The sequence below is a fragment of the Corynebacterium sp. H78 genome (assembly GCF_037572275.1).
Taxonomy (GTDB): domain Bacteria; phylum Actinomycetota; class Actinomycetes; order Mycobacteriales; family Mycobacteriaceae; genus Corynebacterium.
Genome location: NZ_JBBHKX010000002.1, coordinates 506,650 through 527,516 on the forward strand (window position 1 = coordinate 506,650; position 20,867 = coordinate 527,516).

Sequence of the window (20,867 nt, forward strand, 5' to 3'; positions counted from 1 at the left end):
ATGGTTCGACTGCGGTTAATGGTCTTTGGTAATAATGTTTGGATCATGAAACTGAATGATATTAAAAATCGGTGTTTATTATTGTTGTCCGCAGCGTCGCTGTCAGTGTTCTCGATAGCGTGTGACGGAGACCAGATTGAAGGTAATGACAAGACTTCGGTTGAGTCCGTGCGAAGTCAAGATGACGATCTGTTCGAGGGCCTCGAAGAAATTGATCCAGCACAATTCGAAGCAGAAAGAGGTAGCTCCTTAGAGACCAAGTATTCCTTTGACTACAACACCGGCGGAGACATCGATGGCATGTGTCTATTCGATGGGGAATCGTTCAGCTGTTCAGGCACGCCAGCAAGTGATATTCCTGATCTGGACATTCCTCCGTATACAGGCAGACCAAGTATGGTGACTGTTCGTGATCAGGAGTACCAATACACCGTATTCGAGGGGATTCCGCCCTCCGCGACACAGCTGGAGACAGGTCAAAAGGTTACGTTAGGTGATGTTACTTGTGGCGCAGTTGATGGGGAGACTCTGAGATGTCAGCTAAGGAATGGCAGGGAATGGTCTGGTGTCGAGATCACAGGTGATAATCGGGACATTGAAGAGATAGGAGTTGCAGTTGAAAAACGCAGCAAATCAACGGTTGCGTCTCCTGCTCAATCTTCTGAAAGCACCGAAATAGAATCCAAGGCCGTCGATGTGGCGGATTATCGTGTAGGTGCAACCGATAGCTATGCCTTCATCTTGGAAGACGAGAAAACTGTTTGCTGGATGTCTACAGGTCCGTCTAATTCGAGAGAATCTGTTGTCTGCTCGTTAAACCTAAGTGATCCGCACGCTGATGACAGTGTAAAAGGGTATGCAACTGAGCTGATCCTGGATAAGAGTGGAGCGCGTCTTTCTGGTCCGGTAAAGGGGCTCGAGCCTTTCCCGTACAAAGTGCTGCAAGAAGGGAACCGCCTGTCGGTAGGCGATCTTCAATGTACCGCTGGATCAGGGTCGGATGTCACATGCTCCGCTGGATCGAATTCAGTGGAAGTGCGAGACAGGCAGAATCCATCAGTTCCAGTGGTGGAATCCCTCACCAACAGGACCACTATCAGAGATGCGTCATCTGAAAAGAACGAACCAGAAGAATCCGTGGTAGGCGAGGTTGGGGATGTTTGTGGGAAGGTTCGAACTGGGCGAGAGGGAAACCGGTCGCAACAGGATGTCATAGTAAAGGAAGGCGAAGTTGACTGTGAAGAGGCCATCACAGTCATGCAGAAATACATTGACCTTCCACATGACGAGTATTACGGTCGCGCGCAGATGCGTGAAGTGGATACTTGGAACTGTGCCACACCAATGCCGAGGTATGGAACTTCTCATGAATACGACCTGATTTGTGAGAAGAGTGGGAGCGCCATTGGGGTAAAAAACTAACGACTCACAAGTACTTGGCTTCCCACCGAACGTTTGGATTGTGGGTTATGGCATGGAAATCGCCAATATGGAGGAACACGAGTCGTGCGTTTCAAAGAGGTGCTCAACAATCGTTCAATAAGGGAGTTGCTCTAAACATGTGCGACTGCATTATTAAGCGTTTCGACGAACTGACACCCACCGAGGTGTACGCCATTTCGGCACTACGCACCGATGTGTTCTACCTCGAACAACAATGTGCAGAACCCGAGATGGACTGGCGCGATCTGGAACCAACGACGCAGCACATATTCATCATGGACGCTCAATCTGAGCGTCGAGATTCCTCGGGTGCTCCGTGTGAGCTGGCTGCCTACCTTCGTGTCATCACAACTATCGATGATGATGCTGAAGAGTATCCGATGACGATTGGTCGGGTCGTCGTAAAGCTAGCGCGCAGGGGAGAAGGGCTCGCAGAGAAGCTAATGCAGACAGCACTTGGCGAGCATCCGGGGCAGTCAATTGTGTTGCATGCGCAAACGCAGGCAAAAGGTCTGTACACCAAGTGCGGCTTTGTGGAAGTGGGCGACGTGTTTGTGGAAGCGGGCATAGAACATATAACGATGGTTCGAAAACTTAATCGAGATTCGTAATCCGGCGTGTGCCATAGCGTGTGGTCAACGCAAAAATGTTGAAGACAAGCCAGGAGCACTGACCACAATGAACCTACGCACCGCACCAATCCCATCCTCTAATCGAACTATCCCAAGCCCAGCCAATATGACAAAGAAGATTGATCGGGCGCGACTCTTCGTAGTTCCACAAGACGACGGAAAGTTGCGCGATGCGCGTGGGCGGTGCGTGGGTGACACAACCGTTGTCACGATTGCGTTGGTGCCTTATCTTCGCGACGGGATCGCGTGTGTCAGTGGTGTCCTGCAGGCCTCGCATTATCTGAAGGACGCTGATGCGGCAGATAGCAATGCCTTCAATACCTGGACTGCTGTCGTGTCTGATTCATGGTCGGGGTTGGGTCGTGGCCCATCGTATTGGAAGCATGACTTGTCGCTCGTGAAGCGGTTGGGTCGAGATATGACAAAGCTGTTAGGAGATTCCGTTTACTTACAGCTCATGTCAAAGGTTGGTGCAATCCAAAAGACTCACGGTCGAGTTTTGATCACAGTTACCAGCTCCGATCCAGACCTATTTGATGCAAGCCTGTCAGGTTGTCCTTTGGGTGCGACAGCCACACTTCGAGGCTGCCCGTTGGTTGAGAAGCAGGTGGATGTTGCAACACGAATCGCCAAGGGCGAAGTTCTGAAGATTTACCAGCGTAAAGCTGAACTTCGAGAGCTTGAAGAGAGCTTCATGGAACCGTTGTTCGTTGCCACTGATGCGTCGAAAGACCGATATTCGCAGAAAGCCGCGATCGGTTGGGTCAGCGCCGAGGGAATGCACGGTACTCAACAGACCAATGGAGTAAGCATCGCAGAGGCTGAGATGCTCGCAATGCACGAAGCGCTGACCGAACTTGATCGTAACTCGCGAGTGCCGCGAGGGCGTCGCATTGTCCTACTCAGCGACAGCAAGCATGCGATTGAGATGGTTTTCGGGAAGAGAAAGCTGTCCACCTCGCACTTGAGTAGCACCCGTAAACTAGCGGAGCTTCGGAAGTTGGTAGCGGGACCTCGCATTCACGTGGAGTGGGTGCGGGGACATAATGGGCATCCATTGAACGAACTTGCCGACGACCTCGCGCGACATCGCAACCGCTGCACCGGGATGTTCGCACTCGACGAGGATTTGATCCGCGAGCAAGAACAAAAACTAGTAGAAGATGCGCTGGCCGAAGGCTTGACAAATGCACAGTTCCTACCTGTTTCGTCTGTCGGAGTTTCAGGCGAGGCGCGTTTGGCAGGCTAGTTTCGCTACAACTTCTCCCACTCTGCAGGAGTCGGAGCGGTCAACGTCAGCTCGTTACCATCAGGCATCGGAATGTCGACGCGATGCGCATGCAAAAGCATCCCCTTGACTCCTCGGCCACGAACCTTCTTATTGAAAGCATCAGATCCGTAGCGGGAATCTCCACCGATCGGGTGCCCAGCATCGGCGCAATGTACTCGGATCTGGTGCTTCCGCCCAGTGAGTAGTTGCGCCTCAATAGTTGTTGAGCCTTGCCCGTGGCGCTTGACGACGGCGAATCGTGTCTCGGCGCGTAGTCCATGTGGCGCCACAATCGTGCGCTGGTGCGTGCGGTGGAGGGGCTGGTGGCTGACAGCGAGGTCAGTGGGCCAATAACCATCGACATGCGCAAGGTAGTAGCGTTTGATCCGGTGTTCTTCTTCGCGCAGAAGTTCCTGGAGATGGCGAAGGATAGTAGACGTTTTTGCCACCAGCAGCAGGCCTGACGTTTCGCGATCAATGCGGTGCGCTAACTCTAGTTCTTTGATGTCCGGGCGAGCGAAGCGGAGGGCTTCGATGACTCCGGCATCAACACCAGTGCCACGATGCACAGCGAGACCCGCAGGTTTGTTCACTGCGATGAGATCATCGTTTTCGAAAACGATGGACTCGCGGACTTTCGTTAATAAGTGCTGTGGAACTCGTTGTGGTTCCTTCGTCTCCTCGACCGTGATTGCGGGAAGAGTAATAATGTCTGCGCCCTCGACGCGATGATTCTGTTTCACTTTCAGGCCATTGACGCGGATCTTTCCTTCACGCATCAGGCGAAACAGCAGGGTAGCGGGGACACCTTTGAGCTGGGACTGAATGAACTTGTCGAGGCGTCGCCCAGCGTGATCTTCGGGTACTTCTATTGTGCGAGCAGAAAAGGACAGCCCCTTCGAGCCGTACTGTCCTTTCACGCTCCTCCGACGGTTCGGCCCATTCGGGGCATTGGATCGTTTTCGGGGGTTTGCGCGTCGTGGACGGCTGATCTTTCTCACCACTTATAAACAAAAAGGGGCTAGGGCCAGGAATTCTGACCATAGCCCGAATTGCTTATCGCAAGCCAATAAGTTCGTGGCTACTTCTTCTCGTCGCCAAGCTTGCTGTCGACAACCTCACGGGCCTTTGCAATATGGCTAGCCTTGTCAGCGCCGTACTTCTTGGTTGCGAACTCCTCAGCCTTATCCAGGAGCTTGTCGGTCTGCTCCTCGTTAGCGAGTACCTGCTTAGCCTTGTCCATAATTCCCATGCTGTTCTCCAACTTTGCCACTGAGGTGATGCTGCGCCTGGCCACGAGAAACGTCCGCAGTGAACATGAATGGCGAACGTGATGGACCGTGATAGGCACAGCAGTGATCAATCATTAATTCTACGTGCTCCGAATCCCACAGATACGGGGTGTACCTGATCAGGTGCTGCTAGCAGCACCGTGCCTGCGGATTCGCATCCGACTCAGCATGTCGATTCCGCCAATACTCCCGCTCCGTCGGTATGGGCTGGTCCGGATGGTGAATCCGCAAGTGATCACAGTACTTCTGGTAATCATGGTCACCCATGAGTTCACCGACGTACCAACGCGCACCCTTCAGCCACGTCACAACTCCCGCCATTAGTGGCCACCAACGTGTGCGTGTGAATGGGCTGTGTCGTGGAAGCGACGTGGGTCGTCGTCAGGTACTTCTTCCCACGCAGCCTCGATGTCCTTTTCCACATCCTTGCGGTTGAAGCCGAGCGGTGCGAAGTAGCGGGACGGAATCTCTTTTTCCTCGCTGGTTCCAACATCGATACCGCGGGCGGCCCCGGCCTTCAACGCGCGTAGAATCGCTGCGATACCGGCGGCAATGACAACAAGCGTCACAAGTGCAAAGGCCACCGACAGAACACCCTGAACAGCGGTATTGCGGATAACTGCGTCGATATCTTCAGCAGACTTCGCATTCTTGAACTCGGTCAGTCCTTGTGCACGCGCATCCTTGAATGCATTGTGCAGCGCCCAGTAACCGATTGCTGGATCTGACGAGAAGATCTTCTGCCACGACGCGTACATCGTCACGGCAAGGTCCCATGCTAGCGGGACTCCCGGAATCCACGCCCACTTCACCAGGCCCTTCTTGACGACGACCACCGTCACCAGCATCAGCGCCATCGCGGCCAATAGCTGGTTTGCGATACCGAAGAGAGGGAAGAGCATGTTAATGCCACCGAGCGGATCAGTGACACCCATGACCAAAATGGAACCCCAGCCCAAGCAGACGATGGCAGACGTAGAGATATTGCCTGGAGTCCACGATGCATCGCGGAACTTCTGCATGCCAGGGATATTGCCGATTGCGTCGGACAGCATGAAGCGGGCAACACGGGTACCAGCGTCGATGGTGGTGAGGATGAACAGTGCCTCAAACATGATGGCGAAGTGGTACCAGAAAGCCTGCATGGTTGTGCCGCCGAAAACGCCAGCCAAGATTTGAGACATACCGAACGCCATCGTCGGTGCGCCACCGGTACGCGAGACAATGGACTGCTCGCCGACATTTTGTGCGGCGGTGTTCAGTAGTGCCGCATCAATGTCAGGGCTTGAGAGTCCGAGGCTATTGACGTAGGCCGCTGCTGATTCCGCAGTTCCACCAGTCAGGGCAGCGGAGGCGTTCATCGCGAAGTACAAGTGCTGATCAATGATGACGGCAGCACACATTGCCATCACAGCTACAAACGATTCCATGATCATGCCGCCGTAGCCGATCATGCGCATCTGGGATTCCTTCTCCACCAACTTCGGAGTAGTGCCGGAAGAAACCAAGGCATGGAAACCAGACAACGCACCACAAGCAATGGTGATGAACAGGAATGGGAAGAGCTGGCCAGCGAAAGCCGGACCCGTGCCATCAAGAGCGAAGTGCGTCACGGCTGGCATTTCAATGGTTGGACGGACAATCACGATGCCCACTGCCAGCAACCCGACGACGCCGATTTTCATGAACGTCGACAAGTAGTCGCGAGGAGCAAGCAGCAACCAGACCGGCAGCACAGACGCGAGGAAACCGTAGCCGATCAGGCACCAGGCAAGTGTGGTCTTATCCCATAGGAAGACGTCGTGCCAGAACGGATCAGAGTTGACCCAGCCACCTGCCACAATGGACAGAAGCAACAGGACGACGCCAATTAACGACACTTCCGAGACCCGACCCGGGCGCAAGTAGCGCAGGTAGAGGCCCATGAAAATGGCAATCGGAATGGTCATCGCGATGGAGAAAACACCCCATGGGGACTCAGCGAGGGCATTGATAATCACGACGCCCAAGACAGCAATGAGGATGGTCATGATGATGAGAATGCCGATGATGCCAAAGACACCACCAACCTTGCCCATTTCGTCTTGAATCATCTGGCCGAGTGAACGGCCACGGCGACGCGTGGAAATTGCGAGCACCATGTAATCCTGCACCGCGCCGGCAAAAACAGCGCCGAAGACGATCCAGATTGTGCCCGGCAAGTAGCCCATCTGAGCTGCCATAATCGGTCCGACCAGCGGGCCTGCACCTGCAATAGCTGCAAAGTGGTGGCCGAACAATACGCGCCGGTCAGTTGGCATGAAATTCTTACCGTCGTTGTACAACTCAGCTGGGGTCGCGCGGTCATCCTTCGGCCGGATGACCTTGTATTCAATCAAGCGACCGTAGAAGCGGTAGCCGACGTTGTACGTGCCAATCGCGGCGAGAACTAGCCAAATGGCGTTGATGTTCTCACCACGTGCAAGGGCGATCATTGCCCAGCCAACAGTTGCGACAATAGCGATGAGCGCGAAGATAATTCGCTGCGCGACTGGCATTGGTCGGCGATCGATGTAGCCGACCGGGGGCAAGTCATTGTGGGGCTGGAGTAGTTCCACGCCTTCAGGTGCCTTCATGGCATCTCCCCTTTAAGAAAATGGTGCGTTCAATTCTGATGTGCCCAGTGGGTAGCAGTGGTGACTGCAGGACCGTCGCAAAGCTGAGAGCACTATTAACGATCTGTGTGCAGCAAATCACATTTTGTATACGAAAGGGGTAAAAGTAGACAAAATGCTTTTCGACGACGCCGGCTGTGGTGGCATCGCACATGCAGGTAGTGAGTTGGTTTGCTCACATCTGAAGCGACAACGTGAGCAATGTTAATGAACGCGCGGGAGACTAAGAAATTGTCAGCTAGTTCCTGAATCCGTGCACTGGTGCTGGGATAAAACCGCCCCGATGAATAAACGTGGCATTGTCGACCGTTGATACTGGAATTACGGGAGCGTAGCCGAGGAGACCGCCGAAATTGACCTCGTCGCCGGGGCCAGTCCCGGGGACTGGGATGACGCGAACTGCCGTGGTCTTGTGATTCATCACCCCGATTGCTGCTTCATCGGCGATCATTCCGGAAATCAACTCCGCTGAAGTGTCGCCTGGAATGGCAATCATGTCGAGGCCTACAGAACAAATGGCGGTCATTGCTTCCAGCTTGTCAATCGTGATGTGTCCCGCTCGCACCGAATCGATCATGCCCTTATCTTCGGAAACCGGAATGAACGAACCGGACAAGCCACCGACGCGAGAACAGGCCATCAGGCCGCCCTTCTTGACCGCGTCGTTAAGCAAAGCCAGGGCAGCGGTCGTGCCGTGGGTGCCGACTTGCTCAAGGCCCATGTGTTCAAGGATGTGTGCGACCGAATCGCCCTTTTCTGCAGTAGGGGCGAGGGAGAGATCCACGATGCCGAACGGTACGCCAATGCGCTCGGCCGCCATGGATCCGACGAGCTGTCCGGCGCGAGTGATCTTGAAAGCCGCCTGTTTGATAGCTTCGGCGACTTGATTGAGCGAGCGGCCGTCGAGATTGCCCAGCGCGTTGTTCACGACACCGGGGCCGGAAACACCGACGCTGACCACGCAATCTGCCTCTTCAATACCGTGGAAAGCGCCGGCCATAAAAGGATTGTCACCAACCGCATTTGCGAACACGACAAGCTTTGCGCAGGCAATCGCGTTGAGGTCCTTGGTCAGCTCAGCCGCCTCCTTGACGACGCGGCCAATTTCCTTCACCGCATCCATGTTAATTCCCGTCCGCGAGGAACCAATGTTGATGGAGGAACACACGATATCGGTATTCGTCAGGGCTTCCGGAATGGAATTGATGAGGCGACGATCGCCGTCAGTCATGCCCTTTTCTACGAGAGCTGAATAGCCACCAATGAAATTGACGCCAACCTGTTTTGCCGCGCGATCGAGTGCATGAGCAAGCTCGACAGGATTGCCCTGCACAGCTTGCGCGAGCAGTGCGATCGGTGTGACTGAAATGCGCTTGTTCACAATCGGAATGCCAAGTTCACGTTCGATCGCCTCGCATTCGGGAACGAGCCTCGCCGCTTTCGTCGTGATCTTCTGTTCAATCGCCACGCACGTCTCGCTCATGGTTCCGCGGATGCAATCGAGCAAATTGATGCCCATCGTTACGGTACGAATATCGAGACGGTACTTCTCGATCATGTCGATAGTTTCAAGAATGCTTGCCGACGAAAACTGGTTGGTCATGATCTGCCTTTGTGGGGGAGCTGAATGCGAGGACTGTAAAAGTCAGTTGAAGTACGTCGCGGACGCAGTCGCGAGCGCAAAGGGCGTGGCGGTAAAAAAGCCTCTAGATTGAGTTCATTGCATCGAAGATGGCTTGCGACTGAATGCGAATGACAAGTTTTTCCTGCTCTTCAATCTCGTGCATCTTGTTCTGGAATGTTTCGATGTCGAGCGTCGATTCGTCGAACGCTACCTGCAGAATCATGGTGAAGTACTGATCCATCAGTGTCTGAGAAACATTGTGGATATTGACTCCGAGCTCTGCGCAGCCGGTTGCAACAGCAGCGATGATGCCTGGGTGGTCCGTGCCAGTGACAGTCATAATTGCGAACATAAATCCAGTTTATGCCCAGGCTTCAGAAGTGTCGCCTTCGTCTCTCTGTTAGCTAAAACAGTGATGGCCCTCGTGGGGGCAACTCACGTCGAAAGCCCCTACTCAACGGCCGATGAGTAGGGGCTTGTGCAGAGTTCTCCGTATTACAGAATGTCAGCTATTACGCAGCTCTTACAATGCGTCCGCACTCTCAGGAAGAATCTGGCCACCATCAACCACAATGCCGTGGCCATTGATGTACTTGGCTTCCTTCGATGCAAGGAAGACCACTGCGTTACCGATATCTGCAGGTTCGCCCAGCTTCCCGCCCGGCACCGCTGCACTCATAGTGTCGAGGTACTCTTGGCTGAGTCCTTCCAGGCCACCGGTAACAATATTGCCTGGCAAAACTGCGTTTACGGTGATTCCGTACTTCGCCAGTTCGATGGCGGCAGTGCGGACATAGCCCATTTGAGCTGCCTTGGTCGCGCCGTAATGAGCCCAACCCGGGTAGCCGGTAAACGGACCCGTAATGGAACTGGTGGCAATCACGCGCCCTGCCTCAGATTTCTTTAACTCTGGGAGCGCCGCCGAAACAATGTTGGCCATTCCACCAACATTGAGTTCCGTCAGCTTGCCGATTACTTCCGAATCAATCTCCTCAATAGCCTTCTGTGGGAACGCTCCCGCGTTCGCTACCACAATATCGACAGAACCAAACTTTTCGACGGCCTTCGTCACTACTTCTTTACAGTCAGCCAGTGACGTCACATCGCAGGCAAGCACGAGGGCGTTGGGGAGGGCGGATGCTGCTGCAGCGAGGTTGTCGTCGTCAAGCGCGGCGATAACCACGTTGGCACCCGCCTCCGAGAGCTGAGTGGCGATGCCGAGACCAATGCCAGCAGAGCCACCGGTGACAATTGCGGTGCGGTTGTTGAGTGAAAACATTCCGTGAACTCCTCAGATGAGTCGAACTGCGAAGGAAAGTGGTACGTCACCTTCCAGGCTACGTAAACGACCGCGGGAGTTCAGCGGGGTAGTTTAGCTGGGCGTTATGGACGGGCGGGGTTGTTAGCGAGTTGCCTTTGCGAACTCGTCGATGATTGCGGAGTTGAACGCGGGGAGGTCATCCGGGGTTCGCGAAGAAATGAGTCCGGAATCGACAACGACATCCTCGTCAATCCATCGTGCACCGGCGTTGACCAGATCCGTCTTGATTGAGCGGAAAGACGTTATGGTTCGGTCGCGCACGACATCGGCGTCGGTCAGAATCCAGCCACCGTGGCAGATAACTCCGATGGGCTTGGCTGCCTCGGCGATGTCCTTGACGAATGACACTGCATCCTCATCCAATCGAATCGTGTCGGCGTTGCCGGTGCCCCCGGGGAGAATCAGGGCATCGTAGTCACGGGCTTTTGCCTCAGAAGTAAGCTTGTCGACGTCCACCGTCGTGCCGTTCTTTCCTTCGATCGTGCCGTCATCCGTCGAAAGGACATGCACGATTGCGCCGGCAGCAGTGACAGCTTCGATCGGGCTCGTCAGCTCGGAATCCTCGAAACCGTTCGTTGCAAGAACTGCAATCTTGCGGCCCTTGAGGCGTTCATTTAATGCGTTCATGAGTGATTCCTTTCCCTACGATCTTTGTGAACTATGTTGAGTGCCCGACCATAGCGAAGAACACGTCGGCTCGCCAGGATTTCCCGGTACTCTTGGAATTGCAGTTCAGCAACAATCCGCAGGTCAACGGGAACCGGAGAACCTACTTATGGCAACGCCTTTCGAGACCATTCCAGGTGTGAGTGCGCCATTGCGCAGGGCTCTTGAAGACGCGGGTTTCCCAGATCTGGAGTCTCTCGACGGCGTTGATTATGCGTCATTGATTTCTTTGCACGGTGTGGGCAAGCGAGGTCTGGAACGTCTCAATGAAGCGTTGAAAGACAAGGGAATGTCGCTCAGTGGTGATATTCCGTTGTTGCCGGCTCGTACCTTAACCATGACAAATAAACACACCGGCGTTACGTCAGATGACATCAAGACCCGGCCTACTGAGATTTCTCCCGCTGAATACATTGAACAACTTGAAGCGCCGCGTCGAGTCACTCATGGGCGTCTCCTGCTCGACATGTTCGATCGGGTCACGGGTGCAAAGCCGGTGATGTGGGGGCCATCGATGATTGGCTACGGCGAAACTCACTTTATATACGACAATGGTCGCGAAGGGGATTGGTTCCGAGTCGGATTCAGTCCTCGGAAGGCCAAGCTTTCGTTGTACGGACTTTTCGACGGCGACGGTGCCGAGGAATTACTGACAAAACTTGGCAAGTTCTCGCGGGGTAGAGGTTGCCTGTACGTCAATAAGCCCGAAGACATTGACCTCGGTGTGCTTGAAGAACTGATCCGTCGCGCGTGGATCAATGGAAATGACTAACGGGGTGGTCGGCTAGAAACCGAAGCCCCCATTGGTGGCATCACAGCTAGCACCATTGCACAGTAAGGCATCGTCTCCGCCGAGAATGCCAGCCTCGGGTGCTGCTTCGGGTGCGTCAATTGTGGAGCTCGGAGCTGGCGCTGAAGGCGTTTCCTGTGGTGCTTCGCCCGAAGTTGGTGCCGTCGTGTTATCCGTTGCGCAGCCGGACAGTACGAGTGCGGAGCATGCGATAGTCGCGGATACGAACGAAAGTCGTCGATTCGTAGGCACAGCTAAGAGACTCCTTTTTGGCAATACCTGCCGGTTAGTGGTGTCGGCATGTAGGTCTTATCTTAGGTACCCTCCCGGGTATGTCTAATTCTGAGTTCTGGAACCAGCGTTTCGAAGCCGATGCAGAACGACATCCTGATGGTAACCCTGACGGACATGACGTCTTCGCAGGTGAGCCGAACCCGATTCTCCGCGAGCTTATTGATCCGCTCACCCCGAAGACACCGAAAAATCGCGCCATCGACGTCGGTTCAGGTCGTGGACGGCATGTGGTCTGGCTCGCGCGCAATGGCTGGGACACAACTGCATTCGACTTCTCTGATGTGGGGCTGGCTCATACTCGACAAGCGTTAGGCGCTGAAGGGCTCGCGGCGACACTTCAACATGGCGACATCACTACGTGGAATCCCGAACAGGACTCCTACGATCTCATCGTTTGCGCCTACATCCATTTACTGCCGGAAGAACGCGCTCGACTCTGGTCAGTAGTCCGCACGGCCATCGCGCCCGGTGGACACGTGGCCATCATTGCTCATCACCACGACAACAAAGGGCACGGTCCGGGAAATCCGAAAGTCCTCTACGATGCTGGCGAAGTAGCGTCTGCGCTTGGCGACGGATTCGTCGTCAAGCAAAAACAGCGGCTAGAGCGTGGTGCGGGAGCGGTCGATGCCGTGGTCTTCGCGGAGCGCGTCGAGTAGCTGTAGGCAGGCAGGGCGTCTAAGGGTGAATAATCATCTCGGTTCGGCATTGCCAGTTGGGCAGGAACATGTTGTGGACATGGGATTCGAGCCGAGCGACTGCCCATGCAATCTTTCCCAATCTGATTTCTGCAGGGGTTGTTCCTGATTCGAGGTAGGGCGGAAGAAGCACCTCTTTCAGGAATGAAGTCGGATGGCAATTGAGATTGCCTCGCCGCAGGAACAACCATGCCACCAGTTGAGCTTCGAACTCCTGAATCTCGACATCTGTGAACGAGTCTGCGTCGTCGTGATTATTCCAGTTTGCATCGGACTTGCAGGGCCCGAGGTGTCCTAGCAAGATGCGTGCGTAATCAACCGCAATCTGAGCGAGCTGTGGACGGCCGGTCAACGATTCGTCAACAAGCAGGCCAAAGTGTTGCGGAAAGCTATACGAGTGCCACACCTCGGGGGACGTGCACACGCGGAATTGCTTGTGCACTGGAGGAAGCTCATGACGGAATGCGCCGATGATGCTGCCGTATGGTCCACCGACAGCTTCATTGCGCGGGAGATCCTGCTTCTTGATGTCATCTTCGCTGCAGAACGAAATGCCATCGAGGAAGGAGCTAGAGCGAAGTTGCTCGATGACAAAGCTTGATGACGGTGTGACGTGCGGGTCAGGTGGTTGGTCGACATTTTCGTTTTCTAACTGTTCGACATCGACCATGTCGTACACAAAATGCTTGTTTCCGAGTTGATCACGGGCGAAGAGCGGTGAGGTGCCGGGCTTTACATAAAGGCCGGATCTACGCCAAATGTCAGCTGTATGAACTTCATTTGTTGTAGGACTCTGAACAGCAATTGCAATGGCATCTTCGGCATTCATATTTGAATGGCGTGAAATGAAATCTGCAATAGCAATCAGTTTGTCTATAGAGGCATTTGACTGTTCGGCTTCGAGGTCAAGTAGGTGAGTGTCTAAGGGGTCGATGCAGGCCGCAGGGTCGGGCTGCAGTGGAACCGGTGGGATGACACCCGGGATGTCGTCGTTCTCGCGATGAGAATCGAAATCAATAATCATGCTCTACCTGTATTGCGTGAAATCGTACTATGTGAAGCGGATTAACAATTGTCGGCTATTTGATTTTATTAGAATACCGTGAAGGCCTGTCAGGGGTGTCGAGAGTCTAAATGGAAAAGGAACTTGGTCGCCCGTTGGTCGGGTGGGGCTGCCTGCGGGCGGTCGGGGGGAGCGCGCCTGTCGCCCGTTAACGCTGTTAGGCGGTTGTGTTTGGGGTTGGGTCAAAGTGTGTTCGGGGGTAGAAAAACCGTCGTTTGCGGACTGTTTCACAAATAAAGCAAATCTGTGATGCGCGTCATATATAGTGAGTCGCAGCAGTGATTAACCAGGATTAACAAACGGTGTCACGCAGGGGAAATGAAGCCCTGAAGGACCGATGTAATCCACTGCCCAATCTGAACGCTAGACCTCACACTCCCTCTATTGCTTAGGAGCTCTGACGCCTTCAATGAGCCAGAACAACTCGTCCAACACGTCCAATGGTCTCCCAGTAGTTCCGCACATTATTGGCGGCAAGGAAGTTTTCGGTGGCGGAGGTGAAATGGATGTCATCGTGCCAGCTACAGGTGTTGTACGTGCAAAGGTTGGTTTGGCCGATGCTCAGCTGGTTGATGATGCGGTGCAGAATGCCGCAGAGGCTCAGGTGGGGTGGGCTAAGTACAGCCCACTGAAGCGCACCCGAGTTCTGAACGAGTGGGTTCGCTTGATTCGTCGTGATGCAGACAAGATTGCTCGTGAGCTGTCACTTGAACACGGAAAGACTTTCACCGACGCTCATGGTGACCTTCAGCGTGGACTCGAAGTTGTCGAGTTCTCTCTCGGTGCACCACACCTTTTGAAGGGCGAGTTCAGCGAGGGCGTCGGCACCGGCGTTGACGTTCACTCCGTTCGCCAGCCACTCGGTGTTGTCGCGGGTATTACGCCATTCAACTTCCCAGCAATGATTCCATTGTGGAAGGCTGGCCCAGCACTCGCAGCGGGTAACGCTTTCATCATGAAGCCATCCGAGCAGGACCCAACTGTTCCTGTCATGCTGGCAAAGCTGTTCCTCGAGGCCGGTGGCCCAGCAGGCGTCCTGAACGTTGTCCACGGTGCACACGACGCTGTGAATGGCATCCTGGCACACGAGGATATCAAGGCAGTGGGCTTCGTTGGTTCGACCCCAGTTGCGCAGCACGTCTACATCGAATCGGCTCGTACCGGCAAGCGCGCACAGTGCTTCGGTGGTGCGAAGAACCACATGATCATCATGCCGGACGCAGACCTCGACCGCGTGGTTGACGCACTCATCGGTGCGGCATACGGCTCCGCTGGTGAGCGTTGCATGGCCATCTCCGTTGCGGTTCCAGTGGGCGACGAAGTTGCAGACGCATTGCGTGACCGTCTGAAGGAAGCAATCGCAGACCTGAAGGTTGGCCACTCCCTCGACCCAGAAGCGGACTACGGCCCACTGATCACCGAGGCAGCACGCGACCGCGTGGTACGTCTGATCGGTGAAGGTGAAGAAGCAGGCGCTGACCTCGTTGTTGACGGTCGTGGCCGTGGCGCTGACGATGATTCCTTCGAAGGTGAGTCCCTCGAGGGCGGCTTCTTCGTTGGACCTACCTTGTTCGACAACGTCACCACTGACATGTCCATCTACAAGGAAGAAATCTTCGGACCAGTGCTGTGTATCGTCCGCGCAAAGGACTACGAAGAGGCGCTGTCCCTGCCAAACGATCACGAGTACGGCAACGGCGTTGCTATCTTCACCCGTGACGGCGACACTGCCCGTGACTTCTCCTCTCGTGTTGAAGTCGGCATGATCGGCGTTAATGTCCCAATCCCAGTCCCAGTTGCATTCCACACCTTCGGTGGTTGGAAGCGCTCCGGCTTCGGTGACCTGAACCAGCACGGTCCAGATTCATTCCGTTTCTACACCCGCACCAAGACCATCACGCAGACCTGGCCAAAGGGTCCACGCGAGGGCGCATCTTTCTCGATGCCAATTCTCGGCGAGTAATCGCTCCGACCGTCAACACCACTGACACACATTCCTAGAACGAAGGGAACACCGAGCACATGAGCTGGATCACCGAAGATCAGAAGCCATTGGTTGAAGTTATCGACAGCTACGTCGATAAGCACATCGCCCCCAATGCGATGGAGTGGGACGAAAAAGGCATCTTCCCAGTTGCCGAAATGAAAGGCCTCGCCGACATCGGAGTAGGTGCCCTGTACTGCTCCGAGGATCACGGTGGTACCGGCTTGACCCGTGCAGATGGTGTCGTGGTGTTCAACCGCATCGCGCGTGGCTGCCCAGTCACCGCCGCATACTTGTCCATCCACAACATGGTGACGTGGATGATCGACGAGTTCGGTACCGAAGAGCAGCGTGCAGAGTTCATCCCTCAGCTCGCGGCGATGGACAAGATCGGCAGCTACTGCTTGACCGAACCTGACGCAGGCTCAGACGCCGCAAACTTGACGACGCGCGCGGTACGCGACGGCGACGAGTGGGTGCTGAACGGTGTCAAACAGTTCATTTCCGGTGCTGGCGTATCTGACGTTTACCTGGTGATGGCACGCACTGGTGACAGTGGCGCGAAGGGCATTTCGGCGTTCATCGTCGACAAGGACACCGAGGGTCTTAGCTTCGGTGCCAATGAGAAGAAGATGGGTTGGAAGAACCAGCCAACAGCGCAGGTCATCATGGATAACGTTCGCGTGCCGGCTGACCGTCTCGTTGGCGGCGAGCAGGGTCTGGGTATGGGCTTCACCATGGCGATGCGCGGTCTGAATGGTGGCCGCATCAATATTGCTGCGTGTGCGCTGGGTGGAGCAGAGGTTGCTCACGAAGCAGCTGCTGCGCACCTGCGTGACCGAAATGCATTCGGGCAGAAGCTCATCGACAACGATGCACTGCGCCAGCGTCTTGCAGACATGGCAACCGACTTGATGAGCTCCCGACTGATGCTTCGTTACGCTGCGGATTCTCTTGATTCTAAGGCTCCAGGCTACGTCGAAGCGTGTGCAATGGCGAAGCTGCACGTCACTGAGCGCTGCTACCACGTCGCAGATGAAGCACTGCAGTTGCACGGTGGTTACGGCTACCTGCAGGACTACGCAGTAGAACGCATCGTGCGTGACCTCCGAGTCATGCGCATTCTCGAAGGCACCAACGAAATCATGCGCTTGATGATTGGTCGTGCCGTCGGCAAGGGCTCACTCGAGTTCTAAGAACCACACAGAACAAGCAGGGACGTTCGCAGGAATTCAGGAAAGGGACATAAGAACTATGAGTGAGAACAACGCAGGAACTATTGCTTTTATCGGACTTGGCAACATGGGTGGCCCAATGGCCGCAAACCTTGCCAAGGCTGGCTACACCGTTCAGGGTTCCGACCCATCACCAGAGGCGCGCGCAGCTGCGGAGTCCGCAGACGTCAAAGCTTTCGAAAACGCTAAGGACGCAGCTCAGGGGGCAGAGATTGTTATCACGATGCTTCCGAATGGTGGCATCGTAGGTGCGGTCTACGCAGACATTCTTCCTGTTGTTGCAGACAATGCGCTGTTCCTCGATTCTTCGACGATTGCCGTGGCCGAGGCTCGCGAGCTCAACGAGAAGGTCATTGCTGCTGGCCACCAGCACCTCGATGCACCGGTTTCCGGTGGCGTCGGTGGCGCTACCGCTGGCACGCTGGCATTCATGGTCGGCGGCGAGCAGGATGCATTCGATCGAGCAAAGGACGTGCTGGATGTCATGGGTCGTTCCGTGACCTTGTGTGGCGCATCTGGAGCCGGTCAGGCAGCAAAGGTTTGTAACAACATGCTGTTGGCTGTTCAGCAGATCGCAGTTGGCGAGGCAATGGTTCTGGGCGAGCGTCTGGGACTTACCCCGCAGGCATTCTTCGATGTTGTCTCGAACTCGACCGGTGCATGCTGGGCGCTCACCGCCAACTGCCCAGTGCCGGGTCCAGTAGAGTCCGCTCCGTCGAACCGCGACTACCAGCCTGGTTTCGCTGCTGCTTTGATGGACAAAGATTTGGGACTCGCAGAGCGCGCACTTGCCGATACCGGCACGAACGCAACTCTCGGCTCCAGCGCACGAGCACAGTACCGTCGCTTCTGCGAAGAGGGTAACCAGGGTCTCGACTTCTCCGCGATCATCCGCCAAATTGTGGCAGACAGCGAAGAAGCGAAGTAAGCAGTACAAGTAAGAAGTACACGTACAAACGAGTAGCAATCACTCACCGTGAGTTTGAACCACCAGTGACAATGGGATGGCAGAAGCCATTTCGGTGCTGGTGGTTTAAACGATGAAAGGACATTGACACACCATGACCGACGCTCCAAAGAACTACGAGACCATTCTGACCTCCACTGAAGGTCGAGTCGCAACCATTACGCTGAACCGTCCAAAGGCACTGAATGCTTTGAACTCGACTGTTATGAACGAGCTTGTCGACGCCTGCCAGACCTTCGAGCGTGACCGTGGTATCGGTGCGATCGTCATTATCGGCTCTGAAAAGGCATTTGCCGCTGGCGCAGACATCAAGGAGATGAAGGATCTCGGCTACCCAGATGTGTTCCTCGACGAGCTTTTTGAGGGTTGGGACAAGCTGCAGAAGATTCGTACGCCGATCATTACTGCCGTTTCCGGCTATGCACTGGGTGGTGGCTGCGAGCTTGCCATGATGGGCGACATCATTCTTGCTGCAGAAAACGCAAAGTTCGGTCAGCCTGAGATCACCCTTGGTGTCATTCCTGGTATGGGTGGTTCCCAGCGTCTGACCCGTGCGGTTGGCAAATCGAAGGCTATGGACTTGGTTCTTACCGGCCGCATGATGGACGCTGAGGAAGCAGAGCGATCTGGTCTTGTTGCACGCATTCTGCCTCTCGAAGGCTTTGCCGACGAGGTTGCAAAGGTTGCGCAGAAGGTCGCTGAGATGCCACTGACCGCATCGTACGTTGCTACCGAAGCTGTTGATCGCGCCTTCGAAACGACCTTGGCGGAAGGCATCCACTACGAGCGTCGCGTATTCCACGCGCTGTTCGGTACTGCTGACAAGGCAGAGGGCATGGCTGCATTCGCTGAGAAGCGTAAGCCTGAGTGGGAACGCTAAACGCCACAATTCCCGAAGTTGAATGCCAGGGAATAGTTCCCTAGTACACGAAAGCCCCGGTCCATCGAAGGTGATGGGCCGGGGCTTTGCTGTGCACTGGAGCGTTGGCACCCCTATGCATCTCTCCAAACACTTATTGCCCGCTTCTGCACCCATTGGTTCGGACGCATGAACCAACAAGTGAGAAAGCGGGCAATAAGTCGAGAATTAGCTGGAGTAATAGCAACAAGCGGGCCAGAGCTACCCGCGGGTCAGCACAACCAGCGGGCTAAAAGGGTTAGTCCTTTTCCCAGTACTCGTTCGGGCGGCGCTTCGATAGCGGCGCGTCGACTGCCGTCTCGTCCTCTGGGCGGGCAAGTTCCTCATTGCGCAGTTCAACGCGGCGGATCTTTCCGGACGCGGTCTTTGGCAGCGTATCGCTGAACTCTAGACGACGAACACGCTTGAAGCCTGCCAGTTCCTGTGCCGTGTGCGCCATGATGGATTTTGCGGTTTCCAGGGTTGGTTCGTGTCCCTTCGCAAGCGTCACGACGCCCTTTGGAACCGCAAGGCGCATTGCATCTGGAGATGGAATAACAGCTGCTTCTGCCACTGCTGGGTGCTCCAGGAGAACGCTTTCCAACTCGAATGGAGAGATGCGGTAGTCAGATGCCTTGAAGACATCGTCGATACGTCCTTCGAAGGTGATGTAGCCATCTTCGTCGATCGAACCACGGTCACCAGTGTGGTAGTAACCGTCGTACATGACCGCGCCAGTCTTGTCTGCCTGCTCGTGGTAGCCAGGAGTCAAGAACGTTGGGTGGCCGTCCATGACGACGCAGATCTCGCCGTTGTCGGTGAGTTCACCAGTTTCAGGATCCCGCAGGACGATGTCGACGCCAGGGCATGGGCGACCCATCGAGCCAGCCTTGACCTTCTGGCCAGGAGAGTTACAAACGAGCGCAGTCGTTTCGGTCTGACCGTAACCATCTCGAATAGTGACACCCCAGTCGCGTTCGACCTGCGAAATGACCTCAGGGTTCAGTGGCTCGCCAGCACCAAGTGCTTCGCGTGGAATGTTGGTCATCTGAGTCATGTCAGCCTGGATGAGCATGCGCCATACTGTTGGCGGTGCACAGAAGGTATCGACGCCACAACGGTCGAGCTGACGCATGAGGCTGGACGCGTCGAAACGATCGGTGTTGTAAATGAAAATGCATGCTTCAGCGCTCCACGGTGCGAAGACTTGTGACCACGAGTGCTTTGCCCAACCCGGCTGGGAGATGGACATGTGGGTATCGCCTGGCATGACACCGAGCCAGTACATCGTGGTCAGCGTGCCTACTGGGTAGCTTGCGTGGGTATGTGCAACGAGCTTCGGCTTCGACGTGGTGCCAGAGGTGAAGTAGAGCAGAAGCAGGTCATCGCGGTGCGTGACGCCGTCTGGTTCGAAAGTATCTGGCTCGATGAAGGCATCGTGAAAGTTCAGAATAGGCACCTGAGGTTCGCGACCGTCGCCGTAGTACGGTGTCTCGTCCTCATCTGCTGCGATGAGCTTCACGTCGCTGGTGACATCAGCGAATCGGTCGAGGTATCGACGGGACGTCACGACATGGCTGATACGTGCACGCTCGATGCGTTCTGGAGTTTCCGAAGCAGGCAGCTGGATCGACGCAGGGCTGACGACGGCGCCGAGCTTCATTGCCGCCAGGAGGGTATCCCACAGTTCAACCTGGTTATCCAGCATCAGCATGATGCGGTCACCACGGCCGACGCCCTGCTTGCGCAGGTAGTTTGCGACGCGGTTGGAACGTCGACGCATGGCATCGAAGGAGTAGATGTGCTCACTGCCATCTGGTTCGACGATCCACAGTGCGCGCTCGTGGTTGTCATACGCAATCGCATCGAACCAGTTCAGAGCCCAGTTGAAGTTCTCGAATGTTGGCCATTCAAACTCTTTGCGAGCGTCTTCCCAGTTGTTGCGGTTGTTAAGCAGGGTGTTGCGCGCGCGGAGAAACTCTTCGCTGGCATCCACGTGTCCGGGCGTGCGGTCGGCCTTCGGAATCGTCATGGGG

The 20,867-nt window shown here is 55.2% G+C and carries 20 protein-coding genes; 9 read left to right on the top strand and 11 right to left on the bottom strand.

What is annotated here, in order from left to right; translation table 11 throughout:
• The first annotated feature begins 45 nt into the window (after window positions 1-45).
• The 3 genes from WG934_RS03480 to WG934_RS03490 all read left to right on the top strand — a co-directional run bounded on the left by WG934_RS03480 (window position 46) and on the right by WG934_RS03490 (window position 3,324).
• The gene (locus WG934_RS03480; RefSeq protein ID WP_339977630.1) at window positions 46-1,422 is read left to right on the top strand and encodes a hypothetical protein; all 1,377 of its coding nucleotides are present in this window, start codon (window positions 46-48) and stop codon (window positions 1,420-1,422) included.
• Window positions 1,423-1,559: 137 nt separating this feature from the next.
• A complete protein-coding gene (locus WG934_RS03485; RefSeq protein WP_339988708.1) occupies window positions 1,560-2,054 on the top strand; it encodes a GNAT family N-acetyltransferase in 495 nt (164 codons plus the stop codon).
• 67 nt (window positions 2,055-2,121) lie between these two features.
• Window positions 2,122-3,324 (top strand): ribonuclease HI, encoded by a 1,203-nt coding sequence (locus WG934_RS03490; protein ID WP_339977634.1) that lies wholly within the window; start codon window positions 2,122-2,124, stop codon window positions 3,322-3,324.
• Window positions 3,325-3,329: 5 nt separating this feature from the next.
• Here the strand turns inward: WG934_RS03490 and WG934_RS03495 are convergent, their stop codons facing one another.
• From WG934_RS03495 to WG934_RS03530, 8 genes are all read right to left on the bottom strand, one after another.
• Complete coding sequence (locus tag WG934_RS03495; RefSeq protein WP_339977636.1) at window positions 3,330-4,265, bottom strand: RluA family pseudouridine synthase; 936 nt, start codon at window positions 4,263-4,265, stop codon at window positions 3,330-3,332.
• A 161-nt stretch (window positions 4,266-4,426) separates the two neighbouring features.
• The gene (locus WG934_RS03500) at window positions 4,427-4,618 is read right to left on the bottom strand and encodes an Rv0909 family putative TA system antitoxin (RefSeq protein WP_339988709.1); all 192 of its coding nucleotides are present in this window, start codon (window positions 4,616-4,618) and stop codon (window positions 4,427-4,429) included.
• Between the two features lie 148 nt (window positions 4,619-4,766).
• Entirely contained in the window at window positions 4,767-4,958 is a 192-nt protein-coding gene (locus WG934_RS03505) for a YbdD/YjiX family protein (RefSeq protein WP_339977640.1), read from the bottom strand.
• Complete coding sequence (locus tag WG934_RS03510) at window positions 4,958-7,252, bottom strand: carbon starvation CstA family protein (RefSeq protein ID WP_339988711.1); 2,295 nt, start codon at window positions 7,250-7,252, stop codon at window positions 4,958-4,960. Before WG934_RS03510 ends, WG934_RS03505 begins: the two co-directional genes overlap by 1 nt.
• Window positions 7,253-7,529: 277 nt before the next feature.
• Window positions 7,530-8,894 (bottom strand): PFL family protein, encoded by a 1,365-nt coding sequence (locus tag WG934_RS03515; RefSeq protein WP_339988713.1) that lies wholly within the window; start codon window positions 8,892-8,894, stop codon window positions 7,530-7,532.
• A gap of 103 nt (window positions 8,895-8,997) precedes the next feature.
• A complete protein-coding gene (locus WG934_RS03520) occupies window positions 8,998-9,267 on the bottom strand; it encodes an ACT domain-containing protein (protein ID WP_339988714.1) in 270 nt (89 codons plus the stop codon).
• Between the two features lie 171 nt (window positions 9,268-9,438).
• On the bottom strand, window positions 9,439-10,194 hold the full coding sequence (locus WG934_RS03525) for an SDR family oxidoreductase (RefSeq protein ID WP_339988716.1): 756 nt from the start codon (window positions 10,192-10,194) through the stop codon (window positions 9,439-9,441).
• Window positions 10,195-10,317: 123 nt separating this feature from the next.
• Window positions 10,318-10,863 carry a type 1 glutamine amidotransferase domain-containing protein gene (locus WG934_RS03530; RefSeq protein WP_339988718.1) on the bottom strand — a complete coding sequence of 182 codons (546 nt, stop codon included), beginning with the start codon at window positions 10,861-10,863 and terminating at the stop codon, window positions 10,318-10,320.
• A 148-nt stretch (window positions 10,864-11,011) separates the two neighbouring features.
• Between WG934_RS03530 and WG934_RS03535 the strand changes: the two genes are divergently transcribed.
• Window positions 11,012-11,674 carry a DUF1801 domain-containing protein gene (locus tag WG934_RS03535; protein WP_339989241.1) on the top strand — a complete coding sequence of 221 codons (663 nt, stop codon included), beginning with the start codon at window positions 11,012-11,014 and terminating at the stop codon, window positions 11,672-11,674.
• 12 nt (window positions 11,675-11,686) lie between these two features.
• Here WG934_RS03535 and WG934_RS03540 read toward each other — a convergent pair whose 3' ends face one another.
• Window positions 11,687-11,944, bottom strand: coding sequence for a hypothetical protein (locus WG934_RS03540; protein WP_339977655.1), 258 nt, complete (start codon window positions 11,942-11,944; stop codon window positions 11,687-11,689).
• Window positions 11,945-12,024: 80 nt separating this feature from the next.
• Here WG934_RS03540 and WG934_RS03545 point away from each other — a divergent pair, with 80 nt between their 5' ends.
• Window positions 12,025-12,645: a class I SAM-dependent methyltransferase gene (locus WG934_RS03545; protein ID WP_339988720.1), complete on the top strand. Its 621-nt coding sequence runs from the start codon at window positions 12,025-12,027 to the stop codon at window positions 12,643-12,645.
• Window positions 12,646-12,664: 19 nt separating this feature from the next.
• Here WG934_RS03545 and WG934_RS03550 read toward each other — a convergent pair whose 3' ends face one another.
• Window positions 12,665-13,708 carry a hypothetical protein gene (locus WG934_RS03550; protein ID WP_339977659.1) on the bottom strand — a complete coding sequence of 348 codons (1,044 nt, stop codon included), beginning with the start codon at window positions 13,706-13,708 and terminating at the stop codon, window positions 12,665-12,667.
• Window positions 13,709-14,156: 448 nt separating this feature from the next.
• Here WG934_RS03550 and WG934_RS03555 point away from each other — a divergent pair, with 448 nt between their 5' ends.
• The 4 genes from WG934_RS03555 to WG934_RS03570 all read left to right on the top strand — a co-directional run bounded on the left by WG934_RS03555 (window position 14,157) and on the right by WG934_RS03570 (window position 18,813).
• Window positions 14,157-15,710 (top strand): CoA-acylating methylmalonate-semialdehyde dehydrogenase, encoded by a 1,554-nt coding sequence (locus WG934_RS03555; protein ID WP_339977661.1) that lies wholly within the window; start codon window positions 14,157-14,159, stop codon window positions 15,708-15,710.
• A 59-nt stretch (window positions 15,711-15,769) separates the two neighbouring features.
• On the top strand, window positions 15,770-16,927 hold the full coding sequence (locus WG934_RS03560; RefSeq protein ID WP_339988721.1) for an acyl-CoA dehydrogenase family protein: 1,158 nt from the start codon (window positions 15,770-15,772) through the stop codon (window positions 16,925-16,927).
• Between the two features lie 58 nt (window positions 16,928-16,985).
• Window positions 16,986-17,894: a 3-hydroxyisobutyrate dehydrogenase gene (gene mmsB / locus WG934_RS03565; RefSeq protein ID WP_339988723.1), complete on the top strand. Its 909-nt coding sequence runs from the start codon at window positions 16,986-16,988 to the stop codon at window positions 17,892-17,894.
• Between the two features lie 133 nt (window positions 17,895-18,027).
• Window positions 18,028-18,813, top strand: a complete 786-nt coding sequence (locus WG934_RS03570) for an enoyl-CoA hydratase (protein ID WP_339977667.1) — start codon at window positions 18,028-18,030, stop codon at window positions 18,811-18,813.
• A 277-nt stretch (window positions 18,814-19,090) separates the two neighbouring features.
• Here WG934_RS03570 and WG934_RS03575 read toward each other — a convergent pair whose 3' ends face one another.
• Complete coding sequence (locus WG934_RS03575; RefSeq protein ID WP_339977669.1) at window positions 19,091-20,863, bottom strand: AMP-binding protein; 1,773 nt, start codon at window positions 20,861-20,863, stop codon at window positions 19,091-19,093.
• Between the last annotated feature and the right edge of the window lie 4 nt (window positions 20,864-20,867).